The sequence below is a fragment of the Allobranchiibius sp. GilTou73 genome (assembly GCF_021391335.1).
Classification (GTDB): Bacteria; Actinomycetota; Actinomycetes; order Actinomycetales; family Dermatophilaceae; genus Allobranchiibius; species Allobranchiibius huperziae.
In genome coordinates this window covers 2,151,321-2,175,778 of sequence record NZ_CP090051.1, presented here as the reverse complement: position 1 = coordinate 2,175,778, position 24,458 = coordinate 2,151,321, and the positions used below count along the sequence as shown (strand labels likewise).

The window sequence follows — 24,458 nt, the reverse complement described above, 5'->3', positions numbered from 1 at the left end:
GGGTCAGCGACCGAGCCGGACGGACCCCGGAGCAGACCCGTCGAAGCGGTCCTCGGACCCCTCGGAGGAGTGCAGCTGCCACGGCACGCTGGTGACCATCACACCGGGCGTGAAGAGCAGCCGGGCCTTCAGGCGCAGCGCGGACTGGTTGTGCAGCAGCTGTTCCCACCACTTCCCGAGCACGTACTCGGGGATGTAGACCATCACCACGTCGCGCGGGCTGTCGCGCCGGATGGCGCGCACGTAGTTGATGACCGGCCGGGTGATCTCGCGGTAGGGCGAAGCCACCGTACTGAGCGTGACGGGGATGTCGCGCCGCTTCCACTCGTCCTTGAGCGCCTGCGTCTCCTCGTGGTTCACGTCCACGGTCAGCGCCTCGAGCACCGCGGGACGGGTCGCCCGCGCGTACGCCAGCGCCCGCATCGTCGGCTTGTGGATCTTGGAGACCAGCACGATGACGTGCAGTCGTGCGGGCAGCACCTGCTCGTCGCCGTCGATGTCGGACAGGGCCAGCTCGTCACGCACGTGCGCGTAATGGCGGCGGATGCCGAGCATGAGGACGTAGAGCACGATCATCGCGCCGACGGCGTACCCGGCGCCGTGGGTGAACTTCGTCAGCAGGACGACGACCAGCACCAGCCCTGCCATCACGGCGCCGACGGCGTTGATGACGCGCGAGCGCCGCATCCGGTATTTGACCTTGGGGTCCTGCTCCTCCTTCAGGTGCCTGTTCCAGTGCCGGATCATGCCGGTCTGGCTGGTGGTGAAGGAGACGAAGACGCCGACGATGTAGAGCTGGATCAGTCGGGTGGTCTCGGCGTGGTAGATCACGATGAGGGCGACCGCCGCGCCCGCCAGGATCAGGATGCCGTTGGAGTAGGCCAGCCGGTCGCCGCGGGTGTGCAGCTGCCGGGGCAGGAAGCCGTCCTTCGCGAGGATCGACGCCAGCACCGGGAACCCGTTGAACGCGGTGTTCGCGGCCAGCACGAGGATGATGCCGGTCACGATCGAGACGAAGATGATGCCCGGCGCGAAGCCGTGGAAGACCGCATGGGACAGCTGCCCGAGGACGGTGTTCTCGTTGTAGTTCTCGACCGGCTTGCCGTGCAGCAGGAGCCTTCCCGGGTGGTCGGGGTCCTGCATGTGGATACCGGTCCAGCGCGACAGGGCGATGATCGAGACGAGCATGATGACCGCGATGGAGCCCATCATCAGCAGCGTCGTGGCGGCGTTCTTGCTCTTGGGCTTCTTGAACGCCGGCACACCGTTGGAGATCGCCTCGACACCGGTGAGCGCCGCACATCCGCTGGAGAAGGCGCGCAACAGCAGGAAGAGCATCGCGAACTGCGACAACGACGACATGCCCGCCTGCGGGGCGAGGGAGAACTTCGCGCTCTCGGCGAGCGGAAGGTCGCCCATCAGCTTGCGGAACACCCCGACGATCGCCAGCCCGACGATGCCGAGGATGAACAGATAGACGGGGATGGCGAAATACGAGCCGGACTCGCGCACGCCGCGCAGATTGAGCGCCGTCAACGCGACCACGAGCAGCACGGCCACGATGACCTCGCGGCCCTGCACGAACGGCAGCGCCGCGGACGCGTTCTGGACGCCGGAGGACACCGACACCGCCACCGTGAGCGTGTAGTCCACGAGCAGGGCCGAGGCCACGGTCAGGCCCGCCTTGGGGCCCAGGTTGGTGGTCGCGACCTCGTAATCGCCACCGCCGGAGGGGTAGGCGTGCACATTCTGCCGGTAGGACGCCACGACGATCGCCATCACGAAGACGACGGCGCCGGTGATGTACCAGGAGTTGGTGGTCACGAACGCGCCACCGGCCGCGCCGAGGGTGATCAGGATCTCGTCGGGCGCGTACGCCACCGAGGAGAGCGCGTCACTCGCGAAGATCGGCAGGGCCAACCGCTTGGGCAGCAGGGTGTCGCCCAGCTTGTCGCTGCGCATCGCGCGACCGACGAGCACACGCTTGATGGTTCGTCCAGTCACTGACACAACCGCAGAGTCTAGGGCCGAGATGCCGGAGCTTCGCGCACACTCCGGTAGCGTCCTCGGCGTGCACTTCGTGATCATGGGATGCGGCCGGGTCGGCTCCACGCTGGCCATCGGCCTACAGGAGCACGGGCATGAGGTCGCGATCATCGACCAGGACGAGGGAGCCTTCCGCCGTCTCGGGTCCAATTTCGCCGGATCGCGCATCACCGGAGTCGGTTTCGACCGCGAGACGCTCGAGCGGGCGGACATCCGCAATGCGTACGCGTTCGCCGCGGTCAGCAGCGGCGACAACTCCAACATCCTGGCCGCGCGTGTCGCTCGCGAGACCTTCGACGTGGAGCACGTCGTCGCGCGCATCTACGACCCGGGCCGCGCGGAGATCTACCAGCGCCTCGGCATCCCGACCGTCGCCACCGTCCGCTGGACGGCCGACCAGGTGCTGCGCCGGCTCGTGCCGCAGGGCGCCATCCCGCTGCACACCGACCCGAGCGGCCGCATCAGCCTGCTCGATCTGAGCCCGCACATCAGCTGGGTCGGCACACCGCTGCGGGTCATCGAGCGCGAGACCGGCGCCCGCGTCGGGTACTTCACCCGCCTCGGCGAGGGCCGCCTGCCCGACCCGGACACGGTGCTGCAGGAAGGCGACCTCTTGCAGGTCCTCGCCGAGCGCGACCGTCGTCCGGAGATCGAGGAAACCCTCACCTCACCCCGACCCGCAGATCTGTAGGAGTTCCCCACCATGCGCGTCGTCGTCGTCGGAGCGGGCAGTGTCGGCCGCTCGATCGCCCGCGAACTCATCCACAACGGGCACGCGGTGCTGCTCATCGACAAGTACGCGGAGGACGACCGCACCGCGTCGGTGCCGGACGCGTCCTGGCTGCTCGCCGACGCGTGCGAGATGAGCACCCTGCAGGAGGCGCAGGTGCAGGACTGCGACGTCGTGGTCTGCGCGACCGGTGACGACAAGGTCAACCTCGTCGTCTCGCTGCTCGCGAAGACCGAGTTCGGCATCGCGCGCACGGTCGGACGCGTCAACAACCCCAAGAACGAGTGGATGTTCGACGAGGCGTGGGGTGTGGACGTCGCGGTGTCGACCCCGCGCATCATGACCGCACTCGTCGAGGAAGCCGTCAGCGTGGGCGACCTCGTGCGCCTCTTCCAGTTCCAGCAGGGCAAGGCGACGATGGTCGAGATCACCATCCCGTCCGACAGCCCGGCCGTCGGTCAGACCGTGGGCGGGCTGGACCTGCCGCCGGACTGCGTGCTGGTCGGCATCATCCGGGACGAGCGGCCGATCGTGCCCACCCGGACCGAGCCCATCGAGGGTCTCGACGAGCTGCTCTTCCTCGCCACCGCCGACGCCGAGGCGGCGCTCGGTGCCGCGATGACCGGACGCGACATCGCCGACGTGCGCACCGTCTCCCACGAGAGCACCTGAGCCTGCGGCGATTCGGCCACACAGCGAAGGGCGCGCTCCGCGGAGCGCGCCCTTCGCTGTGTCGCCCGGCCGGATGCCCGGTGCGTCGGATCAGCCGGGGTCAGTCCACCTCTACGGCGGGCTTGATCTCGTACTCGGGGTTGAAGATCGTGGGCATGCCGCGACGGTGCAGCACCCGACCCTTGACGGTCAGGTAGACGCCCGGCTCGATGCCGGCGATGCTCCGGCGGCCCAGCCAGACCAGCTGCATCATCCGGGTGCCGTCGTCCAGACCGACGACGAACGCCGGCACGGAATCGGTGCGCGGACGCAGGCTGGTGTAGCGAACGGTGCCGCAACAGCCCGCGATCTGACGGTCGCAGCACGCCTCGATCGGGGTGCCGCCCCGCTTGGTGGCGGCCTCACGCAGCTCATCGCGCTCGATGGCGGCCGACGACCTGCTGAATCGGCGCGCCGCCTCGCGAATCGTCGCCGTTGCGCCCATCAGCGCACCTCCGTGATCTCAGGCCCTCGCTCGAACGGATCGAGCGTACGAGGAGCATTCTCCTCCTCGGCGGCCTCGGCCACCGCATCGGGCACCTTCAGTTCCAGCAGCTCCCGCGGCGCCCGCGCTTCGCTGCCGCGCAGCACCACGGTGTCGCGCACGAAGTCCACCAACGTGGCGGCTGCCGCCCCGTCGGTCGCTGCGGCACCGGAGAAGACCGCGCGCAGGAACCAGCGCGGCCCGTCGACGCCGGCGAAGCGCGCGGCGGAGTACGTCGTACGGCCGTCGTTGCCGCGCGCCGGGATGCGCACGGCCAGCTCGATGCCGAGCGGACCGAGCTCTTCGGTGGCCGACCCACCGCCCGTGATCAGCCCGTCGGCGATCTCGTCGCGAATGTCATCCCAGATGCCCCGGCTCTTGGGTGCTGCGAACACCTGCACCTGGCAGGCCGATTCGCCCAACACGGCAGTGATGCCGGTGATGTTTCCGGCCTCCTGGTCCACGTCGAGGCGCAACTCCATGCCGGCCAGGGGCCGCAGCGCGAGTGCGCCGAAGTCGAGCCGGTCGTCGAGGTTCTTGACCTCCGAGCGGTCGAACGGGCCCTTGCTGCGATCCAGGTCGTGCGGCCGCGGCAGGCGACCGGGAAGCTCGTGGTGCGAATCGTCGGCCTCGTCGTCGCCGGCGTCACTCAGGTCCGCGTCGGCGGCGTCGCCGACATCGGAGCCGACGGAGTCGGTCTCGGACGCGAGATCCGTCGCCTCGATGTCCTCTGCTCCGGTGTCGTCCGACTCGACCTCGGCCGACGCCGCGTCGTCGTCGTGCCCGGACGCGGTCGGCCCGTCCTCACGCGCCTTGCGGCGGAAGATCCCCACGGGTCCAACTTCCCTTCCTCGAACTGATGTCAGCGCACCGTATCCCGCGTCGGCGGACTGGTGAAACCGCCGGACGCACCGTGACCGCCCTGGCCGCGCTCACTGGGGCCCAGGACGTCCACCTCGCTCCACTGCACCTCTTCGACGCGCTGGACGATCAGCTGCGCGATGCGGTCGCCCCGGTCGAACGAGAACGACTCGCGGGGATCGAGGTTGATCAGGTTGACCTGGATCTCGCCGCGGAAGCCGGCGTCGATGGTGCCCGGGGCGTTGACCATCGTGATGCCGTGCCGGGCCGCGAGGCCGGAGCGCGGGTGCACGAATCCGGCGTACCCGTCGGGCAGCTCGATGGCGATCCCCGTCGGGATCAGTGCCCGGTGCCCCGGCGGGATGGTCAGGCCGATCCGCGCGTGCAGATCCACCCCCGCGTCGCCCGGGCGGGCGTACGACGGGAGTGGGAGTCCCGGATCCAGCCTGCGGATCGGGACCGGGACGGCGCTCACGAAGCGCTCAGGCCGCGCACTCGCTGCAGACGAGGACTCCGTCGGCGTCGCTGGCGAGTTGGCTGCGGTGGTGCACGAGGAAGCAGCGCGAGCAGGTGAACTCATCCGCCTGGCGCGGGATCACCTGGACGGACAGCTCCTCGCCGGACAGGTCCGCGCCGGGCAGCTCGAAGCCCTCGGCCTGCTCGGTCTCATCGACATCGACGCTCGCGGCGTTCTTGTCGACGCGGCGCGACTTCAGCTCTTCGATCGAGTCTTCGCTCAGGTCGTCGTCGGTCTTACGTGGGGCGTCGTAGTCAGTCGCCATGCCATGCCCTCTCTGATGCTCATGCGCTCGCCCGTGAACTTCGCCGACGGGCGGAGGAATTGTTACCTACCCGCTGAACGCATGGCCAACCGGGGTCATTCCCGGTGGCGACTACACCTTCAGGACGCTCTTCAGGGCGGCCACCAGAGGGGCTGGACCAGCGACGACGAGGTCCTTGTCCGGGGGTCCGTCACCCCTGCCGACGACCACTCCTCCGGCCTCGGTGACGACGAGCTGGCCGGCGGCCTGGTCCCAAGGATTCAGGCCCGACTCGTAATAGACGTCGAGACGGCCCGCCCCCACCGAGCACAAGTCGAGGGCGGCGCTGCCGATCCGGCGGATGTCGCGCACCTGCCCGATCAGGCTCGCGACGACCGCGCCCTGCCGCTCGCGTTTGGCGATCTCGTACCCGAAGCCGGTGCCCACCAGCGACTTCGCGAGATGCTTCTCCCCGCTCACCGAGAGCGACTGCACGTCGCCGCGTCGCCGAAGGAACGCGCCACCGCCGGCGTGGGCGTGGAAGAGCTCGTCGGTGACCGGGTTGTAGACCGCGCCGGCCACCGTGCTCCACTCCCCGCCCTGCCGTACGTCGCCGACACACGCCGCGACGGACACGGCGTACGCCGGGATCTCGTAGAGGTAGTTGACGGTACCGTCGATGGGGTCGACCACCCAGGTGATGCCCGAGCTGCCCTCGTGCTGGGCGCCCTCCTCGCCCAGCAGGCCGTCGTCGGGACGCAACTGGTCAAGGCGTTCGCGCAGAAACGCCTCGCTGCGCTGGTCCATCACCGTGACCACGTCGGTGTCGCTGGACTTGGTGGCCGCCACGCCAAGCCCGCGGGGCCGCTCGTCGACGATCAGGCGCCCCGCGGACATCGCGAGGTCGCACGCCATCTGCTCCAGGGTGGCGAGCTCGGGGTGGCCGAGCTGCGGACGGTCGGTCGCCATCAGTCGCTCCCGCACGCGGCCGGCTTGGGCGTGCGCAGGTTGGGACAGCAGCCCGCGGCGCACACCGACGGCATCGCGGCACCCGGCCACGCGGGCAGCAGCACCTGTTCGCCGCGTGCCTGGGCGGCCCGCTCCTCGGCGAGATCGACCAGCCCGCTCACGAACTCCGGGTCCACCCCGACGGTCGGCACCCGGGTCATCCGCAGGCCGAGCTCGTCGGCGGTCGCGCGCGCCTCGGTGTCGAGGTCGTACTTGACCTCCATGTGGTCGGAGACGAAGCCGATCGGCGCGACGACGACGTCCGTGACACCCTTGGCGGCCAGTTCACGCAGGTGGTCGTTGACGTCCGGCTCGAGCCACGGCTGCCCGGGGGCACCTGAGCGGGAGCAGTAGACGAGCGCCCCGTGCAGGTCGCGGTCCAGGGTGATCCCCGCCTCGTCGAGGATGACGTGCGCGATCTCGTCGTGCTGGTGCTCGTAGAGGCTGCCCTCACCGTCGCCGGGACCGGAGGTGTCGTCCATCGCCTCCGGGATCGAGTGGGTCACGAAGACGACCCGCAGCTTCTCGTCGTCCGGCTGACCGCATGCGCGGACGGCGTCGGTCACGAGGCGGGTGTTGACCCGGGAGAAGCTCGGGTGGGTCGCGTAGGGGCGGATCTTGTCGACGGCCAGCTCGAGGCCCTCGTCCTGCAGTTCGATCTGGGCGGCGGCGATGTCCTCTCGGTACTGCCGGCAGGAGCTGTAGGAGGAGTACGCGCTCGTGGTGACCACCAGCACCCGGCGGGCTCCACCGTCGTACGCCTCGCGCAGGGTGTCGACCAGGAACGGCTCGCCGTTGCGGTTGCCCCACAGCACCGGCGTCGCGATGCCGCGGCGGCGCAGCTCGCCGTGCAGGGCGTCGCGCAACGCGCGGCACTGGTCGTTGATCGGACTGACTCCGCCGAAGTCGTAGTAGTGCTTCGCCACCGACTCCAGCCGCTCGTCGGGGATGCCGCGACCTGCGGTCACGCGGCGCAGGAACGGCATGACCTCCTCCGGTGCCTCCGGGCCGCCGAACGACAGCAGCACGACCGCGTCGTACGGCACCATCGCGGCGAGTTCCTCCTGCGGCCCCGGGTCGGGCACCGGCTCGGTCGCGGCGGCGAGGACCTCCTCGCTCACGCCGCCCGGCTCGGGCTGCTGGACCGGTGCGGGGACCGCTTCCGGAACGGGCCGCGCCGCAGGAGCGACCGGTTCCTCCGGGTGGGACGACTCGGGGCCGTCGCTGGGAACGTTCATCGGGCCAGTCTGCCGCGCACGTCGCGCGCGCGGCCCGGGAGGTCGGCGTGGCCTTGCCAACAGCTGTCGCCGATCGTGACATCCTGCGGACCAGAAGACATCGAGAGGCGGGACGAAGCGATGCGGGACCTGAAGGTGACCGGGGTCGACGGCGCCGACCTGCAGCTGGTCGACGACGAGGGCGGACGCTACCGGCTGTCGGTCGACGACCGGGTGCGTGAGTCGGTCACGGCGGCAGCGGTGGCTGCACCGACGACAGAGGCAGAGTCGTCTCGCGGCAGTGCGCCTCGCGCCGAGGGCACGCAGCCGGGCACGGGCGGAAAAGCGGACCCGGCCCCAGCCACGGCGGCCCGTGCGGTGAGCCTCGTGCCGGAGCAACCCACTGCGCCGATCGGCGACCTGCCCCACCTGCCTCCTGGTGAACTGGTCACCCCGCGCGCCGTGCAGGAGCTGCTGCGCGCGGGCCACTCGGTGGGACATGTCGCCGCGGCCGCCGGGTGGGACCAGGCCAAGGTGGAGCGCTACGCGGCGCCCATCGAGGCCGAGCGCTCCTACATCGCCGGTCTCGCGCAGGATCTCCCCGTCGGCGCCAGCACGACCGACACGGCAGCGACCGTGGGACAGCGCGTGGCCGCACGGCTGCACGATCGCGGCGTCGCCGGCGACACCGTCGCCTGGGACGCACACCGCACGGCGGGTCGCGGCTGGGTCGTGGTGTGCCGGTTCAGCGCCGGCGGCCGTACCCGCGAGGCGACCTGGTTGTTCCGTGCCGCCACCCGCTCGCTCAACGCCGTCGACGACGAGGCCCGCTGGCTCGGGGAGGACGAGCGAGCCGCAGGTGGCCCGATCCCCGCACCCGTCGCACCGGTGAAGGTGTTCGACGTCGAGGCCGAGGGTGGGGTGTCCGAGCCCGGGGCTCCCTCCGGGTCACCCGCGTCCGCGAGCGCGTCCACATCCGCCGGATCACCCGGATCCGCGGCCTCCGCGACCTCGGCGGGAGCAGTCGATCTGGTGTCCGCCATGCAGGCCCGCTCGCGCGGCCGACGTACGAGAGGCTCGCGCAACCGCTCCGGTCGCACGCCGGTCGACGTGCCACCGATCAAGTCCCTCTCCGACGGATCGCAGGCCACCCGGTCGACGCACCCGGAGCCCCAGTCGGTGCCCGTGCAGCAGCCCGGGCAGACCGGTCATGAGGCCGCCCGAGCGGACCGAGCCGCGCCGGACGAGACGCCCGCGGCACCGACGGTCGACGACCTGGGCCACGACCCGGTCACCGGCACGGTGGACCTCTTCGGGGCGGTCGCTCTGCACCCGGACGAGTCCGGGTCCGCCTCGGGCCACGATGACGAGGACTCTGCCGTCGGGGACGCCGAGCGCCCGCAGACCGCCGCCCCGGTGCCCGGCCCCGATCACCCCGAGGCGACCGCGTCGACCACCGATCCTGAGCACTATCGACACTCCGAGCACACCCACAACACCGCCGAGTCCGAGCGCGGCGAGGATGCCGGGGCGCTTGAGGACTCCGAGGATGTCCGGCACCTGCCCGACGCGAGCGTCGGGCACGGGGCCACGGCGGTCGGCGCGTTGCATGACGGCGACGGCGCTGCACTGGGTGCCCCCGACCCGGCGTCAGAAACGCCGGGGGCGACTCCCGACCGCGACGACCAGGAGCCGGGCGATCAGGCCGAGGAGCCGACGGTCGACGTGCCGTCGGACGAGACGCCCTCAGCCGCCCCGCCCCGTCGTCCGAGCAGCGCACGGTCCGGACGGCCCAGCGTGCCGAGCTGGGACGACATCATGTTCGGCGGCCGGCGCGGCCGAGACTGACCCGCGGCAGGTCGCGACCGCTGCGCCAGATCAGCACCGCGGTCACCCACAGCAACAGCACCGTCGCGGCGAGCACCATGCCCACCGTGGCGTTGTTCGGGATGACCACCGCGACGATGCCGCCGACGACCCACGACAGCTGCAACAGCGTTTCGGAGCGGCCGAAGACGCTAGTGCGCATGTGTTCCGGCACGGTGTCCTGGATCAGTGAGTCCAGAGCCAGCTTGCCGAGCTGCTGACCGATGCCCGCGATCAGCCCGACCAGGACGGCGGCCCGCAGCCCGAAGAACACGGCCGCGGCGACGATCGCCACGGCATCCGCGAGCAGCGTCACGAGCACGATGACCCGCGGCGCGGCGAACTTCAGCAGCGAGCCCATCACCGTGCCCAGTGCGTTGCCGACGCCCGCGGCGCCGACGACGAGGGCGAGCAGCAGGTTGGTGCGGTGCTCCCACCCGGGGAACGGGTGCGAGCGCATGAGGAACGCCAGGAAGATCGTCAGGAATCCGGACAACCAGCGCAGGCCGACGTTCGCGCGCAGCGCGAGCACCACGTCGTGGGACACGCCCCGTCGTACGACGTTCTCTCCCGTCGCGAGGTCGACCATCGACGCCGGCTTCTCGCCCTCGCTGGAGTCGACCCGCGGCGAGAGCAGGACAGCCAGCACCGTGCCGACGATGAAGAGCACGAAAGCGACCCGCAGCGACCAGGCAGGGCCGCCGAGCTTGGTGGCGAGGCCGGCGATGCCACCACCGATCGCCGCGCCGACGACACCGGCCAGCGACAGACGCCCGTTGGCCTTGACCAGGGTGAGCTGCGAGGGCAGGAGCCTGGGCGCGGCCGCGGAGCGGGTCACCAGATAGGCCTTCGAGGCCACCAGCACGCTCATCGCCACCGGGAAGAGCAAGAGTGAATCGGCGTCGACCGCCTGCGCGAGCACCCAGCAGAGGAAGGCGCGCCCGGCCAGGGTCGCCCCGATCGCCCACCGTCGACCGTGCCGGAAACGGTCGAGCAGCGGTCCCATGAGGGGCGCGACGACGGCGAACGGCAGCATCGTCAGCAGCAGGAAGAGCAGGGTGTGACCGCGCGCCTGGCTGCTGCTGCCGGCGAAGAAGACCGTGCCCGCGAGGCCGACCGTCACGGCGGCGTCGCCGGCCGAACTGAAGGCGTGCACCTCGATCAGCCGTGACAGGCCCGTCTCGCCCGCGCCCTGCGCCTGGCTGGCCCGGCGCGCCAGCCGATAGGACCCGCGGCCGAATCCGGCACTGCCGCGGCCGAGCAGTGCCGCCCCTCGTACGGCGCCCCGGCCGACCGCCTTGGCCGCCCGCCCGCGCGGCGGGTGTCCGTGTTCCGTATCAGCACCATCGGCGTACGTCTTGTCTGCGTGGGCGTCCTCTACGCGCCCGTGCGCGCCCTGACGGTGCGGCGACCCGTCGCGCAGGGGGCCGGACCTCGACGTCGCCCGCCCGTCCGAGCGGTCGACGGGCCGGGTCCGGTCAGGTCGAGGGGCCCGGGGCAGCGGCAGGGTCCGCGCGTCGTCGGGTCCCGGCTCGTTCATGCCCACATCATCCCCCGCACCGGTGTCACTCCCCGGCGGCTCGCGGCGTCGATTCTGTGGCGCCGTGTGCGGCGAGGGTGGGCAACGGACAGAGGGCGGAGACCTCCGCCTCGAACGGCAGCGGGTGCTGGGAGGTGACGCGCGCGGCGTACGACGTCATCCGTCGCATGTAGTGCCGCCGGCAGAGCACCTCGTACTCGACGAGGCTCTCCGGTGCGCCCGGTGTCACCTCACCGACGTCGCCGACGACGACCTGGTCGCCCTCGACCACCATCTGACCGTTGACGACGCGCGCGTTGTGGGTGGCTGTGCGCCCGCACCAGCACAGCGCCTCGACCTGCAGGGTCGACACCCGGTCGGCGAGCTCGATCAGCCGCCTCGACCCGGGGAAAAGTTGTGCGCGGAAGTCGGCGGTGATTCCGAACGCGTAGACGTCGATGTCCATCTCGTCGACCACCCGGGCGAGCTGCTCGACCTGCTCGGAGGTGTAGAACTGCGCCTCGTCGCAGATGAGGAAGCGCAGGTCGCGACCGTGCGTGGCGTGCTCGACGACGACATCCCAGAAGTCGAGTCCGTCGCTCACCTCCAGCGCCTCACGGGCCAGCCCGAGTCGACTGGAGAGCACCGCCTCGCCTGCCCGGTCGTGCCGCGTGAAGACCAGCCCGTCGTGACCGCGGGCGCGATGGTTGTGTTCCATCTGCAGCGCCAGGGTCGACTTGCCGCAGTCCATCGTCCCGGAGAAGAAGACCAGCTCAGCCACGGTCCACCACCCTAAACGGCGACAGCCCTCCGACCCACCAGCTGACCGCCTCCCCCGCGTTTCGGCCCGCTCGGCCCCAGACGACCGCCAGAGACCCGTACTACGTCGCACAAGGGACCGCGCGGTGCCCTCCCATCCGGCACGCACGCATCCCGGCTCCCACAAGGGACCGCGCGGCACCCTCCCAGCCAGCAGGCCCCTGGTCCAGGCCGCCCGAAATCCGGCGCCGTCCACCACAAGGGACCACGCGGTGCCCGCGTGCCACAGGCGCGGACGTCCCGACGTTCACAAGGGACCCCGCGGCACCCTCCCAGCCAGCACGTCCCCGTGCGAGAGACCCTCAGGCGGTCAGGTGCACGAACGGCACCAGCTGCTCGGCCGCGGTGAGCGACCCGTGCTGTCCGACGAGACCCGACACCCGAGGCGTCATCACCCGGCTGTCGAACACCCCGGCCGGCGCGTGCATCGCCACGATGACCTCGCCGAAGCGCGGCAGCACCCGGTCCAGCACCGACCCGAAGAGCCCTGCGGCCACGGCCTCCTCACGGCTGAGCACCCACGCGGACGACGCGAGCCGTTCACGCCACGCGGCCAGCACGGTGTCGGCGGCACGGGGCAGGCAGTAGACCTGAGGTGCGCGCAACTCGCCGCCGACCAGGTGTACGCCGTCGCGCAGATCGGGATCGTGGACGACGTCGATGCGGGCGTCGGCGGGGATGTCCACCATCCCGTGGTCGGCGGTGATGGTCAGCGAGGTCCCGGACGGCAGCGCGGCGTGCAGCCTCGCGAGCTCCCGGTCGAGCAGCTCCAGCTCGTCACCCCACTGCCAGGAGTCGCACCCGTGCACGTGACCGGCCTTGTCCACCTCGCCCCAGTAGAGATAGAGCAGCGCCGGATCGTCCGCGGGTGCGGCGCGCAGTGCGGCGAGCGCGGCGTCCACCCGCCCGGACAACTCCTCCTTCCCCACGAACCGGGCACCGCGCAGCGCCGCGGTCGTCAGGCCGGAGCCGTCGAAGTGGTCCGGCCCCACCATCGTGACGTGCACCCCCGCTGCCGTCGCCTGCTCGAAAACCGTCGGGCGTGGCTGCCATTCGAGGGGATCGGGACCGCCCTGCCAGGTCAGTTCGTTGAAGACGTAGCGGGCTCCCGGCGCCCGCACCTGGTAGGCCACCAGCCCGTGCACCCCCGGTCCGCATCCGGTCCCGAAGCCGCCCATGCTCGTCGCCGTGGTCGAGGGGAAACCGGCCGTCAGCGGTTCGGCGATCTCCGCTGCCCCGGCCAGGGCACGACGCAGGAACGGCGCGTGCCCACCCCGGGCACGCAACTGCTCCCAACCCAGCCCGTCGACGAGCACCACGACGGCGCGGCGTGCCGGCGGAAGCGGCGCTACGGGTGGCTCGCCCGGCAGCCGCACGCCCAGCGACGCCACGAGCCGGGGCAGCACTCCGACCAGGCCGCGCTCGTCGTACGACGGGAGCACGGCTCCGGGGAAGGTCACCTGGTGGGCTGTCCGAGCGCGCGGGACAGGACGGCGGCGAACTGCTTGGCCTGCTCCAGGGTGTCGTCGCCGTCGACCTCTCCGGTGATGCGCAAGGTGATGTCGTCGTCGCCGATGGTGCCCTCGTACCCGTGGTCGGCCTCGCACTGCGGGTCGGCGCACTGCGCGGGCATGATGTCGATCGCCGCGACGGTGCCCCACCCCAGCTTGAGGGTGATCTCGCGGCCGAGGCTGCCGGGCCGGTAGTCCTCGGGCGCGGAGACCACGTGCGCGAGCATCACCCCGCGGACCCTCCCGAGCGGGATGGTCTCGGAGGTGGCCGTCGCGACCGCGCCGAGGTGCTCGGCGGGCGTGTCGGCGGAGGGCGCGTGGTCGTCGGCGTGCACCACCACGAGGCGGTGCGGCGCGAGGACGAGCACGGTGACGTGACGGCGTACGGTCTCGCTGTCGAAGGTGGTCTCCGCGTGCACCAGGTGGGACACCACGGTGTCGTCGCCGAGCGCGGTGGCGACCACATCGCTCACCAGCGCCGGGTAGTAGCCCGAGGTGTCGATGTCGGAGAGCAGGGATTCGGGCAGCGCGTCACTGCGGGGACCGGCATAGGACATTGGGGCATCCTCTCACCCCTGCGGGCCTGCCTCCCAAGCATCGGTACTGCACCCCGGCCGCGGGGACGCGTGCCGTAGGACGACCGGTCAGGCCAGTGCGCGACGTCCGCGATCGGTCCGTGCCGCGCCCGGCGCGACCGTGATGCTCGCGCCCAGGACCTCGATCCCGTCTTCGTGGGTGTTGACCGGGTTGAGCTCCAGGGAGACGACCTCGGGCATCTGCTCCGCGATCATCGAGACCCGCGCGATCACATCCTCCAGCGCGACCCGGTCGACCGGCGGGCGACCTCCGTGTCCGCGCAACAGGGGCGCGGCGCGCACCGATCCGATCAGGTCTCGCACGTCCCCGGTGCGCAGGGGCGGGATGCGGTAGCCGATGTCGCCCATCACCTCCCGCGGCGGGCCAGCCAGCGCGAAACTCACCACCGGGCCGAAGAGCGGGTCCTCCACCGAGGAGATCACGCACGGGATCCCCGGCGTCGCCATCCGCTGCACCACGAGCCGGTTGGCGTGCAGGGGGCGCAGTCGGTCGTCGAGGGTCGTGTAGGCCGCGCGGACCGCGGAGCGGTTGTGCAGGTCCAGCCGCACGCTCGCGATGGGCTGGCTGCTCGCGATGGGCGACGTCGACTTGACCACGACCGGGAAGCCCAGTCGCGCGCCCGCCGCGGCGGCACGGGCCGGCGAGTCGACGGGCACGGTCTCCCACACCTCGATCCCGTACGCCGCCAGCAGCTCGCGCACCTCGCCGGGCTGCAACGCGCGGCCCTGCGGTGACCCGGCCAGCACGGCGTCGACGACCGCATCGGCGCGGGTGCGGTGGATGCCCTCGGGGGTGACCAGCTCACCGTGGTCGGCCGCCCGCCACTCGGCGTACCGGGTGGCGGCGGCCAGCGCGCGCACCCCGTCCTCGGGGGTGCTGTACGCCGGCACGATCACCGGGGTGACCTCGCCGTCGGGCGTCGTACGCCGGCCGGACGCCAGGGCCGCGCGGACCTCGTTGATCCCCACGAAGGTGGCGACGCAGGGTTTGCGGTGCCGAGCCGCGACCTGTGCGAGCGCGGTCGCCGAGGCGATGCTCGGCTCGGTCTTCGCGTGCAGGAAGCACGCGACCACGCTGTGCACGTCCGGGTCGGCGAAGACCTCCTCCAGGGCCTGCTCGACCTGTGCGCCCGACGCGTCCGGCGGCACACTGCGCGGACCGTGCACCACGTCCAAGCCCCAGCTGACGACCGCGTCCGCGGCGAGCGCGCCCAGCGACACGGTGTTTCCGACGACCGCGACGCCGGTGCCGCCCGGGAGCGGCTGATCGACGACCAGCTGGGCAACGTCGAGCAACTGGTGCAGGTTCTCGACCCGGATCACGCCGGCCTGCCGTAGCATCTGGGCGAACGCCTCCGGACCGACGGTCGTGTCACGCACCCGGTGACCGGGCGGAACGCCGTAGACCGAGGTGCCGGACTTGATCACGATGACCGGCTTCTCCTGCGCCAGCCGTCGGGCGATGCGGGAGAACTTGCGGGGATTGCCCATCGACTCCAGGTAGAGACCGGCGACGCGCGTGGTCGGATCATCGATCCAGAACTGCATGATGTCGTTGCCGGAGACGTCGATCCGGTTGCCTGCGGACACGAAGTCGCTGAGGCCCAGGCCGCGACGCCCGGCCGAGGCGAGCACCGAGATGGCGAGGACGCCGCTCTGCGCGAAGAGGCCGAACCCGCCGGCCTCCGGCATGTCCGGCGCCACCGAGGCGTTCATCCGCACGGATTCGCGCGTGTCGATGATCCCGAAGGAGTTCGGGCCGACCACCCGCATACCGCCCCGCCGCGCCACCTGGAGCAGTTCGCGCTGCAGCGCGGCGCCTTCCTCGCCGACCTCGGCGAAACCCGCCGACACCACGATGAGCGCCTTCACCCGGTGCGCGGCGCAGTCCCGCGCCACCTCGAGCACCCCGCCGACCGGCACCGCGATCACCGCGACGTCGACCGGTCCGGGCAGGTCGCTCACCCGTGCGTAGACCTCACCCTCGACCTCACGGTGCGGGTTGCTGTTGACCGCGTACGCCGTGCCGGTGAACCCCTGCCCGACCAGCCGCTCGTAGATCTCCCGGCCCACCGAGGTCGGGCGAGAGCCGACACCGACCACCGCCACGCTGGTGGGGTGCAGCAGCGCGGCCACACTGAGGGCCTCCGCCCGGTGCTCGCGGGCCTCCAGCACCTCCCGGCTGCGGCTGGTGGTCTCGATGCGGAAGGACAGCGCCACGACCCCGTCGTCGAAGTGACGACGCACCTCGAAGCCCGCCTCGGAGAAGACGCCGAGCATCTTGCGGTTCTGCGGGAGTACGTCGGCGGTGAACTCCTCGATGTCGCCCTCCTGGCCGATGGCCACCAGGTGCTCGAGCAGCACCGATCCCACGCCGCGGCCCTGGAAGTCGTCGGCCACGTTGAAGGCGACCTCGGCACGCGGCGGTGCGTCACCCACGCGGTCGTAGCGGGCGATGCCCACCAGCTGCTCGCCCGCCTCCATCACCAGGGCGACCCGGGCGTGGTGGTCCACGTTCGCGAAACGGTGCGCGTCGCGGTCGGACAGGTGCGGCAGCGGTGCGAAGAAGCGCAGGTAGATCGATTCCTTGGACTGCCGCTCGTGGAACTCCTGGATCAGGGCGGCATCGGTCGGTCGGATGGGGCGCACGTGCCCGATCGAGCCGTCGCGCAGGACGACATCGGCCTCCCAGTGGGAGGGATAGCCCGGCGGCCGCGGGTCCCCGTCGCTCACTCGGTCAGCTTCCCACGTCAGCCGACCGGATCGACGAGCCTCCAGGTGGCCCCCGCGTCGTTGGACCACCAGTACCCCGCGCCGTTCAGGGTGATCGCGTAGTACTGGCTCCCGCCGGGGCTGGCGATCCAGTCGATCCCGCTCGTGCCCAGGTTGAGCGGCCCGTCCTTGGCCGTGAACGTGGCGCCGCCGTCGGTGGACACGACCAGGGACCCCGCTCCTACGGTCGCGGCCCCACCCGATGTATCGGTCGGACCGGCCGAGGCAGCCACGTGATCGGCGTCGATGGATGCCAGGTCCGGCCGAGCGCCGGTGGGCAGCTGCAACGCCCCGGTCGACACCTTCGTCCAGGTCGACCCGTCGTCGTTGCTGTGCACGAGCGTGTACGCCGTCAGCGATCCGTTGGGCGTCGGGGCGCACAGTGCGAAGAGCTGGTGGTCGAGGGTGGAGGACGGGGTGATGGCCTGCAGCGGCGTACCGGCGCACGCGTCCGTCGCGGACATCGGCTCCAGCGTGTCGCCGGTCAGCCGTAGCGGGGGCAGCGGCGACCCGGAGGCGCTGGTGAGCGAGAGGTAGGCCATGCCGTTGCGGACCACGATCTGGCCGGACACGATCGGCGCCGTGAGGTCGGCAGTGGAGGACGCGGCCTGCGGCACGGTGTCGGCGGAGGTGTCCATCCGCGTCACGCTCACCGACCCGTCGCACGTCGAGGAGGCGCAGTTGTCGGCGGTGAGGACCAGCAGGTCGCCGTGCCACGCCTCGACGTCGAGGACGGTACGGCCCGGGTGGGCCACCCGGGAGAAGGTCGCTCCCGAGTCGTGGGTCACCCACAGGTCGCCGCCGAAGACGTATCCCGTGGTCGGCGTCACGAAGCGGACGTCGCGCAACTGGTCATCGGCCTGGATGCGACTGGCTCCGGGCCCGACCGGGGTGGAGTAGCGGGATGCGTCGAAGGTGTGCACGGAGGACCAGTGCGTGCCGTTGTCGTCGGAGCGCAGCAGCACCGGACAGGTGAAGCCCCCGCAGGTGCTGGACCCGAGGTCGTAGACCACGTTGTCGCCGGCGTTGCTGAGCGACCAGGTGACGAAGCTGTCCGGCGGCGCCAGACGTGGCTGTGCCTGCGCCTGTGACTGCGACTGGCCACCGGGCGACGTCGGCGTCCCGCTCTGTTGCTGCTGCGGCTGCAGGGTGCCGGACCGCCCTCCCGATGAGCCGGACGAACCAGGTGAATCGGATGCGCCGGCAGGGCCGCTCGCCTGGGGGGCGCCCGACGAGCTCGTCGCCGATTGACCGGCCACGGCCGGGGCGTTCGACTGCGGAGTCTGCGCGGTCCAGACCCCGAACGCGGCGATGGCCGCCACCGCGGCGGCTGCGACGCCACCGGCCAGGAGACGGTGCGGGCGGCGGCGCCGGGCGGCCCGGGTGATCCGGGCCCAGTCCAGGTCACCGGCGGCCTCGGGTCGCACCGACGAGCGGTGCGCGCCGAAGAAGCGCGCGACCGGGTCGTCGTCGTACGCCGGTTCGCGGTGGTCGTCGCCGGTGTCGTACCGGTCGTGGTTGCTCATCGCACCTGCTTCAAATGCTCGGCCAGCAGTTTGCGGCCGTCGTAGAGGTCTCGTTTGACTGCGCCCTCGGACTTGCCCAGCTCACGGGCGACCTGGGCCACCGACAGATCGGCGTAGTAGTGCAGCAGCACCGTCATCCGCAGTCGCCCGGGCAGGGATTCCACGGCGTCGCGCACGGTCAACCGCGTCGCGACATCGGGTTCGGGCGCCGCCACGTCGATGTCGACGGGTCGCCCGGCAGTGAACTTGTCGTACGCCGCCGCCTCACGGCCCCGCTTGCGCCAGTGGTCGCGGACCTGGTTGGCGACCGTCGTGTAGAGCCACGGCCGCGGCTCGGCGACCTGGCCCCAGTGGTTGATCAACCGGATGAACGCCTCTGTGACGAAGTCGTGCGCCAGGTCGCGGTCCCCCACCAACGACGTCGCCCATCCGACGAGTCGACCGAAGTGCGCGTCGTACACCTCGCGCACCGCCGCGTCGGTCGCTGATGCCCCCCGAACCACCGTCGCCCTCCCCTCTTCACGCGTGTGTCGCCGCGACCGGACGCCGGCGGGCGCCAGGAGGGAGATGGTGGTCATATCCCTTGAGACGCCGAAGGCACCCGATCGGTTGGTGCACCTTCGCTGCGCCCGGCGCGTGACGTTGGTTACATTCACATATGCCGTCGACGAGCCAGCACCCTATCGCTACGCCGGCAGACGATTTCCGCGCTGCGCGGGATCACCTGCTGTCCCACCGCACCGACTACGACGCCGCGATCGCAGGCTACTCGCCGCCCCGCCTCGAACGCTTCAACTGGGCCACCGACTGGTTCGACGTGTTGGCCACGGAGGCGGACTCGCGCGATCGGGCGGCGCTGACCATCGTCGATCAGGGCAACGGTGAGGACCGCCGTACGAGCCACACCTACGCGCAGCTGGCCCGACGCTCTCAGCAGGTGGCCGGCTGGCTGGCGTCGCTCGGCGTCGGCCCCGGTGACCGGGTGCTGCTGATGCTGGGCAACCAGGTCGAGCTGTGGGAGAGCCTGCTGGCGTGCATCCGGCTGGGCGCGGTCACCATCCCCGCAGCGACGCTGCTCACCCCGGCGGATCTCCGGGACCGGATCGACCGCGGCGTCGTCGCCCACGCCATCGTGAGGGTCGACGCGGCGGACGCGTTCGAGACGGTGCCCGGCGACTTCACCCGTATCGCGGTCGGCGACGGCCACCCGGAGGGCTGGCGCTCCTACTCCGAGAGCGAGTCGTACGCAGGGTCCGCGCCCGCGGCCGTCACCGGCGCGCACGATCCGATGCTCGTCTATTTCACCTCGGGCACGACGGCGGCTCCCAAGCTCGTCACCCACACGCACGCGTCGTACCCGGTCGGGCACCTGTCGACGATGTACTGGATCGGTCTGCAGCCCGGCGACGTGCACCTCAACGTCAGCTCGCCCGGCTGGGCCAAGCACGCGTGGAGCTGCGTCTTCGCACCCTGGAACGCCGGCGCCACGGTGCTGATGGTCAACCAGGCGCGGTTCGACGCGCAGGGCCTGCTGCGGGCCCTCGCGCAGGAGCGCGCCACGACCTTCTGCGCGCCGCCCACCGTCTACCGGATGCTCGTGCAGAGCGACCTCGCGCCCTGGCGCGAGCGATTGTCGCTGCGCGAGATGGTGGGCGCGGGCGAGCCGCTCAATCCCGAGGTGATCGAGCAGGTGCGCGCCGCGCTCGGGATCACCGTGCGCGACGGGTTCGGGCAGACCGAGACGACCGCGCAGATCGGCAACACCCCCGGCCAGCGGGTCGTGCCCGGGTCGATGGGTCGGGCGCTGCCGGGTTACGACGTGGTCCTGGTCGACCCGGCCTCCGGCGCCGACACCGGCGATGAGGAGGGCGAGATCTGCCTGCGTCTGGACGGACCGCTCGGCCGGCCTGTCGGACTGATGGTCGGCTACGACGCGGACCGCGAGCGCACTGCCGAGGCGATGCGCGGCGGTGTCTACCACACCGGCGACGTCGCCGTGAGGGACGCGCAGGGCTACGTGACGTACGTCGGCCGCTCCGACGACGTGTTCAAGGCGTCGGACTACCGCATCTCCCCCTTCGAGCTGGAGTCGGTGCTCATCGAGCACCCGGCGGTGGCCGAGGCGGCCGTGGTGCCGTCGCCCGATCCGACCCGTCTGGCCGTGCCCAAGGCGTACGTCGTCCTCGCCGCGGGCCACGCACCGGACGAGCGCACCGCGCTCGACATCCTCACGTACGCGCGCGAGCACCTCGCGGCGTACAAACGGATCCGGCGGATCGAGTTCGCCGAGCTGCCCAAGACGATCTCCGGCAAGATCCGCCGGGTCGAGTTGCGCGCCCGGGAGCAGGATCAGCACGGCACCGGCACGCCCGATGCGCGGCGGTCGGGACCGACGGAGTTCTGGGAGTCCGACTTCCCCGACCTGAAGTCGGCGGCCGACTCATCGTCCTCGTCGACGTCGTCGTCCACCTCGCCCGGCCGCGCGGACTGACGGCGGTGCAACTGCGCGAAGCCATCCTGCGACGCCGGATGGTGCGGCGATTCGATGCCACCCGACCGGTCCCGCCCGAGGTGCTGCGACGAGTGGCGCAGCTCGCGCTGCGCGCTCCGAGTGCCGGGTTCAGCCAGGGGTTCGACTTCGTGGTGCTGCGTGACGACGCCGACCGGGCGGCGTACTGGGCGGCCACATCCGACCCTGACGCGCCCACCGACGGCTGGCTGCACGGAGTGTCCGACGCGCCCGTGCTGATCCTGTGCTGCTCGGACAGGTCGCGCTACCTGCGCCGCTACGCCGAGCCGGACAAGGCGCGCTCGGGCGTGGCAGGTTCGCCCTGGCCGGTTCCCTACTGGGACGTCGACACCGGCATGGCCGCGTTGCTGATGTTGCTCGGCGCGGTCGACGAGGGGCTGGGCGCGCTCTTCTTCGGGGTGCCGGCCGACCGGACCGACACCGTCCTGGCACGTTTCGGCATTCCCGAGGGCCACCACCTGGTCGGCGTCGTCGCACTCGGCTACGCCGCCGAGGACCGGCCGAGCGGCAGCACCCGCACCCGTGCCCGCCGGCCGCTGGACGAGGTCTTCCACGACGGCACCTTCGGCGCCCCGCTGCACTGAACCTGGGTGCGCCGGGCACCGACCGTAGAGCCGGGCCGACCGCTTCTCCGCCCAGGTGAACGGTTCGCGTTCGTGGCCAGTGCTGCAGCACTGGCCACCAACGCAAACCGACCACCTCGCCGCTAGCGCAGGTCGCCTACCGAGGATCGGATCTCAGCGGCACTCGGGTGACCAGCGACGGGTCGAGCTGCTCCAGCCCCGTCGCACCGGCCAGGCCCATCAGATGGCCGAGTTCCTCGCGCAGCCCGGTCAGTAACTGGGCCACACCCTCCGCGCCCCCGGCGGCCAGGGCCCAGACGGCGGGGCGGCCGACGAACACCGCCGACGCTCCGAGCGCCAGCGCGACCAAGGCGTCACGACCACACCGCACGCCACCGTCGGCCAGCACGGTGGTGCGGTCGCCGACGGCGTCGACGACCTCCGCGAGCGCGTAAGCCGTCGGGACGGCGCCGTCCAACTGCCGGCCACCGTGGCTGCTGACCCACACGCCCGCGGCGCCGGCCTGCACGCAGGCCAGCGCGTCGTCTCCGCGCAGCACTCCCTTGACGATCACCGGCAACCCGGTCAGATCGGCCAGCCGCTCGATGTCGGCGAGCGTCTGACGCGGGGTCTGATCGATCAGCGACCAGGGATCCTGCACGTCGGTCGGCAGATGCTGACGGACCCCGATCAGGGCCAATTCGTCGTCCAACGGCACCGGTCGCGCCCGGCCCGCGATCGGCCGGTAGCCGAGATACGGCGTGTCACCCGTGAGCACCAATGCGGTGGCGCCGGCCGCGGCAGCCCGCAGCGCGAGCGCATCGCTGACGCCGCGCTCGCGCATCAGGTAGACCTGGAACCACCACGGCCTGGCGCCCAGTTGCTCCGCCACCTGCTCGAGCGGCACGGTCGAGCGACTGGACAGCACGAAGGGTGCGCCGCTGGCGGCGGCACCGCGCGCGGTGGCCGCCTCACCCTCGGGATGCACCAACCGGTGGTACGCCGTGGGCGCGACACCGATCGGGCTCTCCCAGTCGCCGAAGACCGCGCACGACGTGTGCACCGATGACACGTCCCGCAGCACACGCGGGCGCAATCGCCATAGATTCCAGGCCGGTTCGGCCTCTCGGGCGCTCTGGTCATCGCCCGCACCGCGGGCGATGTAGTGCCAGACGTCCGGATCGAGCCGTTCCCGCGCAGTGCCCTCCAACTCATGGAGCGTCTCGCGCATCGACATCCGGTGTTACGGCAGGTAGTACGTCGGGTTCGGCAGCTTGATCGGCACCAGCGCGGAGCCTCCGATCAGGTCACTGAACTGGTCGCCGAAGTTGGCCAGGATCGTGTATCCGCCGCCGGCCGTCGTCTGCTTGTACGCGCGGGTCTGGCTCTTGTACTCGATCGTCGTGCACTTCGCCGTGGCGCAGTGGATGTAAGACGGCTGCTGGCTGGAGCCGACGCCCGTCCACTTGGTGTAGAGGTTGGCCGAGGTGAAGCCGGTGTAGCCGACCTTGCGCAGGTTGGCGAGCGTCGCGGCCTTCTGGTCGTCGTTGCGGCCGGTCAGGCCGATGATCGTGCAGCCCGCATCGCTCGCGGCATTGGCCAGCGCGACCATGCCGGGAGTGGCCGGGAACCGCTCCTGCTGCACGTAGACGTCCTGCAGCGCCGGGTCGAAGTTGAAGTGCATCGCGGCGTCCTCCATGTCGTACGTCGACAAGGTGGTGTCGTCCACGTCCAGCACGACGGCGGGCCGGATCCCGAAGTACCGGGTGACCCCGCACGCGGCATCCAGCAGGGGCGAGATCCGCCGGGTCAGACCGGTGATCTCGGTGATGTACGGCGAGCTGGTCTTGTTGGCGATGCCGGTGGAGTCCGCGTTGTAGTAGGTGCGGATCGTCGCCTTGGTCGAATCGATGTTGGGGATCCCCTCACCCCCGGCGGTCTTGCCGCTGCTGCCGTCCGGCTTCATCGTGAAGTGGGTGCGCGGGGCGAGCCTGGGCTCGGACAGCCCGGGCAGGTCCGGCGACGGCAGGTAGTAGGTGGGGTTGGGCAGCTTCAGGTAGTGCTGCGCGTGCCGACCCTGCAGGTCCGACCACTGGTCGCCCAGGTTGAGCGCGATGTCGTAGCCCTGGGACTCGATGTGGGCGCGGGTGCCCGCCTTGTACTCCACGGTGGTGCACTTCGCGGTGGCGCAGGTGATGTACGACGGCTGCTGGCTCGTGCCCTTGCCGGTCCACTTCGTGTAGAAGCGGTCCGCGGTGAAGCCGGTGAAGCCGACCTTCGCGAGGTTCTTGAGGGTCGCCGTCCTCTGGTCGTCGTTGCGTCCGGTGAGACCGAAGATCGTGAAGCCCATGGCCGCGGCCTCCTTCTCGAACGCCACCGTCGCCGGGACGGCCGGGAACCTCTCGCCCTGCACGTAGACGTCCTGCAGCGCGGGGTCGAAGTTGAAGTGCATCCCCGCGTCCTCCATGTCGTAGGTCCACAGGGTCGTGTCGTCGACGTCGAAGACCAGGGCGGGCTTCTTGCCCGTCTTCTTCGCGCTCGCGAGCAACGCGGGCAGCTTCTTCGTCTCGCGGGTCATCAGCGCGTTCATCTGGTCGATGTACGGCGAGCTGGTCTTGCTGGCGATGCCGTTGGTGGCGTTGTAGTAGGTGCGCACCGTCGACTTCACCGAGTCGATGTTGGGGATGCCGGCGCCGCCCTGCGTAGCCCCGCTGGAGCCGTCGGGAGCCATCGTGAAGTGGGTGCGCGGCGCGAGACGCTCGCCGACGCCGAGCGGAGAGCGCTGCAGCTCGCGCACAGCGGCGGAGTGGCCGGGTCCGCGCGGTGTGGCGGCCGTGGCCGTGGTCGCAGTGGCCAGGGCGAGGGCGGGCACGGCGGACGTGGTGACGACGGCGGCGGTGATCCGGCGCGCGGTCAGCGAACGGTAGGACATGAAACC

At 71.2% G+C, this 24,458-nt stretch carries 21 protein-coding genes; 5 read left to right on the top strand and 16 right to left on the bottom strand.

Going from position 1 to position 24,458, the window contains the following annotated elements; genetic code table 11:
• Positions 1–3: 3 nt before the first annotated feature.
• Entirely contained in the window at positions 4–2,010 is a 2,007-nt protein-coding gene (locus LVQ62_RS10795) for an APC family permease (protein ID WP_370639604.1), read from the bottom strand.
• A 61-nt stretch (positions 2,011–2,071) separates the two neighbouring features.
• Here LVQ62_RS10795 and LVQ62_RS10790 point away from each other — a divergent pair, with 61 nt between their 5' ends.
• Entirely contained in the window at positions 2,072–2,737 is a 666-nt protein-coding gene (locus LVQ62_RS10790) for a TrkA family potassium uptake protein (RefSeq protein WP_179481309.1), read from the top strand.
• Between the two features lie 12 nt (positions 2,738–2,749).
• On the top strand, positions 2,750–3,448 hold the full coding sequence (locus tag LVQ62_RS10785) for a TrkA family potassium uptake protein (protein WP_179481311.1): 699 nt from the start codon (positions 2,750–2,752) through the stop codon (positions 3,446–3,448).
• A gap of 100 nt (positions 3,449–3,548) precedes the next feature.
• Here the strand turns inward: LVQ62_RS10785 and LVQ62_RS10780 are convergent, their stop codons facing one another.
• The 6 genes from LVQ62_RS10780 to LVQ62_RS10755 all read right to left on the bottom strand — a co-directional run bounded on the left by LVQ62_RS10780 (position 3,549) and on the right by LVQ62_RS10755 (position 7,650).
• Positions 3,549–3,932, bottom strand: coding sequence for an OB-fold nucleic acid binding domain-containing protein (locus tag LVQ62_RS10780; protein WP_179481313.1), 384 nt, complete (start codon positions 3,930–3,932; stop codon positions 3,549–3,551).
• The gene (locus LVQ62_RS10775) at positions 3,932–4,804 is read right to left on the bottom strand and encodes a DUF3710 domain-containing protein (protein ID WP_233761539.1); all 873 of its coding nucleotides are present in this window, start codon (positions 4,802–4,804) and stop codon (positions 3,932–3,934) included. Before LVQ62_RS10775 ends, LVQ62_RS10780 begins: the two co-directional genes overlap by 1 nt.
• A gap of 29 nt (positions 4,805–4,833) precedes the next feature.
• On the bottom strand, positions 4,834–5,307 hold the full coding sequence (dut, locus tag LVQ62_RS10770) for a dUTP diphosphatase (protein ID WP_233761537.1): 474 nt from the start codon (positions 5,305–5,307) through the stop codon (positions 4,834–4,836).
• A 7-nt stretch (positions 5,308–5,314) separates the two neighbouring features.
• Positions 5,315–5,614, bottom strand: coding sequence for a DUF4193 domain-containing protein (locus tag LVQ62_RS10765; protein WP_208052248.1), 300 nt, complete (start codon positions 5,612–5,614; stop codon positions 5,315–5,317).
• A gap of 111 nt (positions 5,615–5,725) precedes the next feature.
• Positions 5,726–6,562: an inositol monophosphatase family protein gene (locus tag LVQ62_RS10760; RefSeq protein WP_179481319.1), complete on the bottom strand. Its 837-nt coding sequence runs from the start codon at positions 6,560–6,562 to the stop codon at positions 5,726–5,728.
• A complete protein-coding gene (locus LVQ62_RS10755) occupies positions 6,562–7,650 on the bottom strand; it encodes a ferrochelatase (RefSeq protein WP_179483699.1) in 1,089 nt (362 codons plus the stop codon). Before LVQ62_RS10755 ends, LVQ62_RS10760 begins: the two co-directional genes overlap by 1 nt.
• Positions 7,651–7,959: 309 nt before the next feature.
• On the opposite strand from LVQ62_RS10755, the gene sepH reads away from it, so the two are divergent.
• Positions 7,960–9,666 (top strand): septation protein SepH, encoded by a 1,707-nt coding sequence (sepH, locus tag LVQ62_RS10750; RefSeq protein WP_233761535.1) that lies wholly within the window; start codon positions 7,960–7,962, stop codon positions 9,664–9,666.
• Here the strand turns inward: sepH and LVQ62_RS10745 are convergent.
• The 7 genes from LVQ62_RS10745 to LVQ62_RS10715 form a co-directional block, all read right to left on the bottom strand.
• The gene (locus LVQ62_RS10745; protein ID WP_233761532.1) at positions 9,635–11,224 is read right to left on the bottom strand and encodes an MFS transporter; all 1,590 of its coding nucleotides are present in this window, start codon (positions 11,222–11,224) and stop codon (positions 9,635–9,637) included. The genes sepH and LVQ62_RS10745 overlap by 32 nt on opposite strands.
• 25 nt (positions 11,225–11,249) lie before the next feature.
• Entirely contained in the window at positions 11,250–11,984 is a 735-nt protein-coding gene (locus LVQ62_RS10740; protein WP_233761530.1) for a thymidine kinase, read from the bottom strand.
• 340 nt (positions 11,985–12,324) lie between these two features.
• Positions 12,325–13,482, bottom strand: coding sequence for an alkaline phosphatase family protein (locus LVQ62_RS10735; RefSeq protein ID WP_233761528.1), 1,158 nt, complete (start codon positions 13,480–13,482; stop codon positions 12,325–12,327).
• The gene (locus LVQ62_RS10730; protein ID WP_208052252.1) at positions 13,479–14,090 is read right to left on the bottom strand and encodes a DUF5998 family protein; all 612 of its coding nucleotides are present in this window, start codon (positions 14,088–14,090) and stop codon (positions 13,479–13,481) included. Before LVQ62_RS10730 ends, LVQ62_RS10735 begins: the two co-directional genes overlap by 4 nt.
• 87 nt (positions 14,091–14,177) lie before the next feature.
• On the bottom strand, positions 14,178–16,862 hold the full coding sequence (locus tag LVQ62_RS10725) for a bifunctional GNAT family N-acetyltransferase/acetate--CoA ligase family protein (RefSeq protein WP_233761526.1): 2,685 nt from the start codon (positions 16,860–16,862) through the stop codon (positions 14,178–14,180).
• A gap of 17 nt (positions 16,863–16,879) precedes the next feature.
• Positions 16,880–18,427, bottom strand: a complete 1,548-nt coding sequence (locus LVQ62_RS10720; protein WP_233761524.1) for a hypothetical protein — start codon at positions 18,425–18,427, stop codon at positions 16,880–16,882.
• A complete protein-coding gene (locus tag LVQ62_RS10715; RefSeq protein WP_208052254.1) occupies positions 18,424–18,930 on the bottom strand; it encodes an RNA polymerase sigma factor in 507 nt (168 codons plus the stop codon). Before LVQ62_RS10715 ends, LVQ62_RS10720 begins: the two co-directional genes overlap by 4 nt.
• A gap of 155 nt (positions 18,931–19,085) precedes the next feature.
• Between LVQ62_RS10715 and LVQ62_RS10710 the strand changes: the two genes are divergently transcribed.
• Positions 19,086–20,918, top strand: a complete 1,833-nt coding sequence (locus LVQ62_RS10710; protein WP_304504464.1) for an AMP-binding protein — start codon at positions 19,086–19,088, stop codon at positions 20,916–20,918.
• A gap of 5 nt (positions 20,919–20,923) precedes the next feature.
• The gene (locus tag LVQ62_RS10705; RefSeq protein ID WP_233761522.1) at positions 20,924–21,541 is read left to right on the top strand and encodes a nitroreductase family protein; all 618 of its coding nucleotides are present in this window, start codon (positions 20,924–20,926) and stop codon (positions 21,539–21,541) included.
• Positions 21,542–21,677: 136 nt separating this feature from the next.
• Here LVQ62_RS10705 and LVQ62_RS10700 read toward each other — a convergent pair whose 3' ends face one another.
• On the bottom strand, positions 21,678–22,751 hold the full coding sequence (locus LVQ62_RS10700) for an alpha-hydroxy acid oxidase (protein WP_233761521.1): 1,074 nt from the start codon (positions 22,749–22,751) through the stop codon (positions 21,678–21,680).
• Positions 22,752–22,763: 12 nt separating this feature from the next.
• Positions 22,764–24,452: an HAD family acid phosphatase gene (locus LVQ62_RS10695; RefSeq protein ID WP_233761519.1), complete on the bottom strand. Its 1,689-nt coding sequence runs from the start codon at positions 24,450–24,452 to the stop codon at positions 22,764–22,766.
• Positions 24,453–24,458: the final 6 nt, after the last annotated feature.

Coding starts and splice junctions, on each gene's coding strand:
- LVQ62_RS10785 (WP_179481311.1), top strand. CDS start 2,750: ATGCGCGTCGTCGTCGTCGGAGCGGGCAGTGTCGGCCGCTCGATCGCC.
- LVQ62_RS10780 (WP_179481313.1), bottom strand. CDS start 3,932: ATGGGCGCAACGGCGACGATTCGCGAGGCGGCGCGCCGATTCAGCAGG.
- LVQ62_RS10765 (WP_208052248.1), bottom strand. CDS start 5,614: ATGGCGACTGACTACGACGCCCCACGTAAGACCGACGACGACCTGAGC.
- LVQ62_RS10760 (WP_179481319.1), bottom strand. CDS start 6,562: ATGGCGACCGACCGTCCGCAGCTCGGCCACCCCGAGCTCGCCACCCTG.
- LVQ62_RS10755 (WP_179483699.1), bottom strand. CDS start 7,650: ATGGTGCCGTACGACGCGGTCGTGCTGCTGTCGTTCGGCGGCCCGGAG.
- sepH (WP_233761535.1), top strand. CDS start 7,960: ATGCGGGACCTGAAGGTGACCGGGGTCGACGGCGCCGACCTGCAGCTG.
- LVQ62_RS10745 (WP_233761532.1), bottom strand. CDS start 11,224: ATGAACGAGCCGGGACCCGACGACGCGCGGACCCTGCCGCTGCCCCGG.
- LVQ62_RS10730 (WP_208052252.1), bottom strand. CDS start 14,090: ATGTCCTATGCCGGTCCCCGCAGTGACGCGCTGCCCGAATCCCTGCTC.
- LVQ62_RS10720 (WP_233761524.1), bottom strand. CDS start 18,427: ATGAGCAACCACGACCGGTACGACACCGGCGACGACCACCGCGAACCG.
- LVQ62_RS10710 (WP_304504464.1), top strand. CDS start 19,086: ATGCCGTCGACGAGCCAGCACCCTATCGCTACGCCGGCAGACGATTTC.
- LVQ62_RS10700 (WP_233761521.1), bottom strand. CDS start 22,751: ATGCGCGAGACGCTCCATGAGTTGGAGGGCACTGCGCGGGAACGGCTC.
- LVQ62_RS10695 (WP_233761519.1), bottom strand. CDS start 24,452: ATGTCCTACCGTTCGCTGACCGCGCGCCGGATCACCGCCGCCGTCGTC.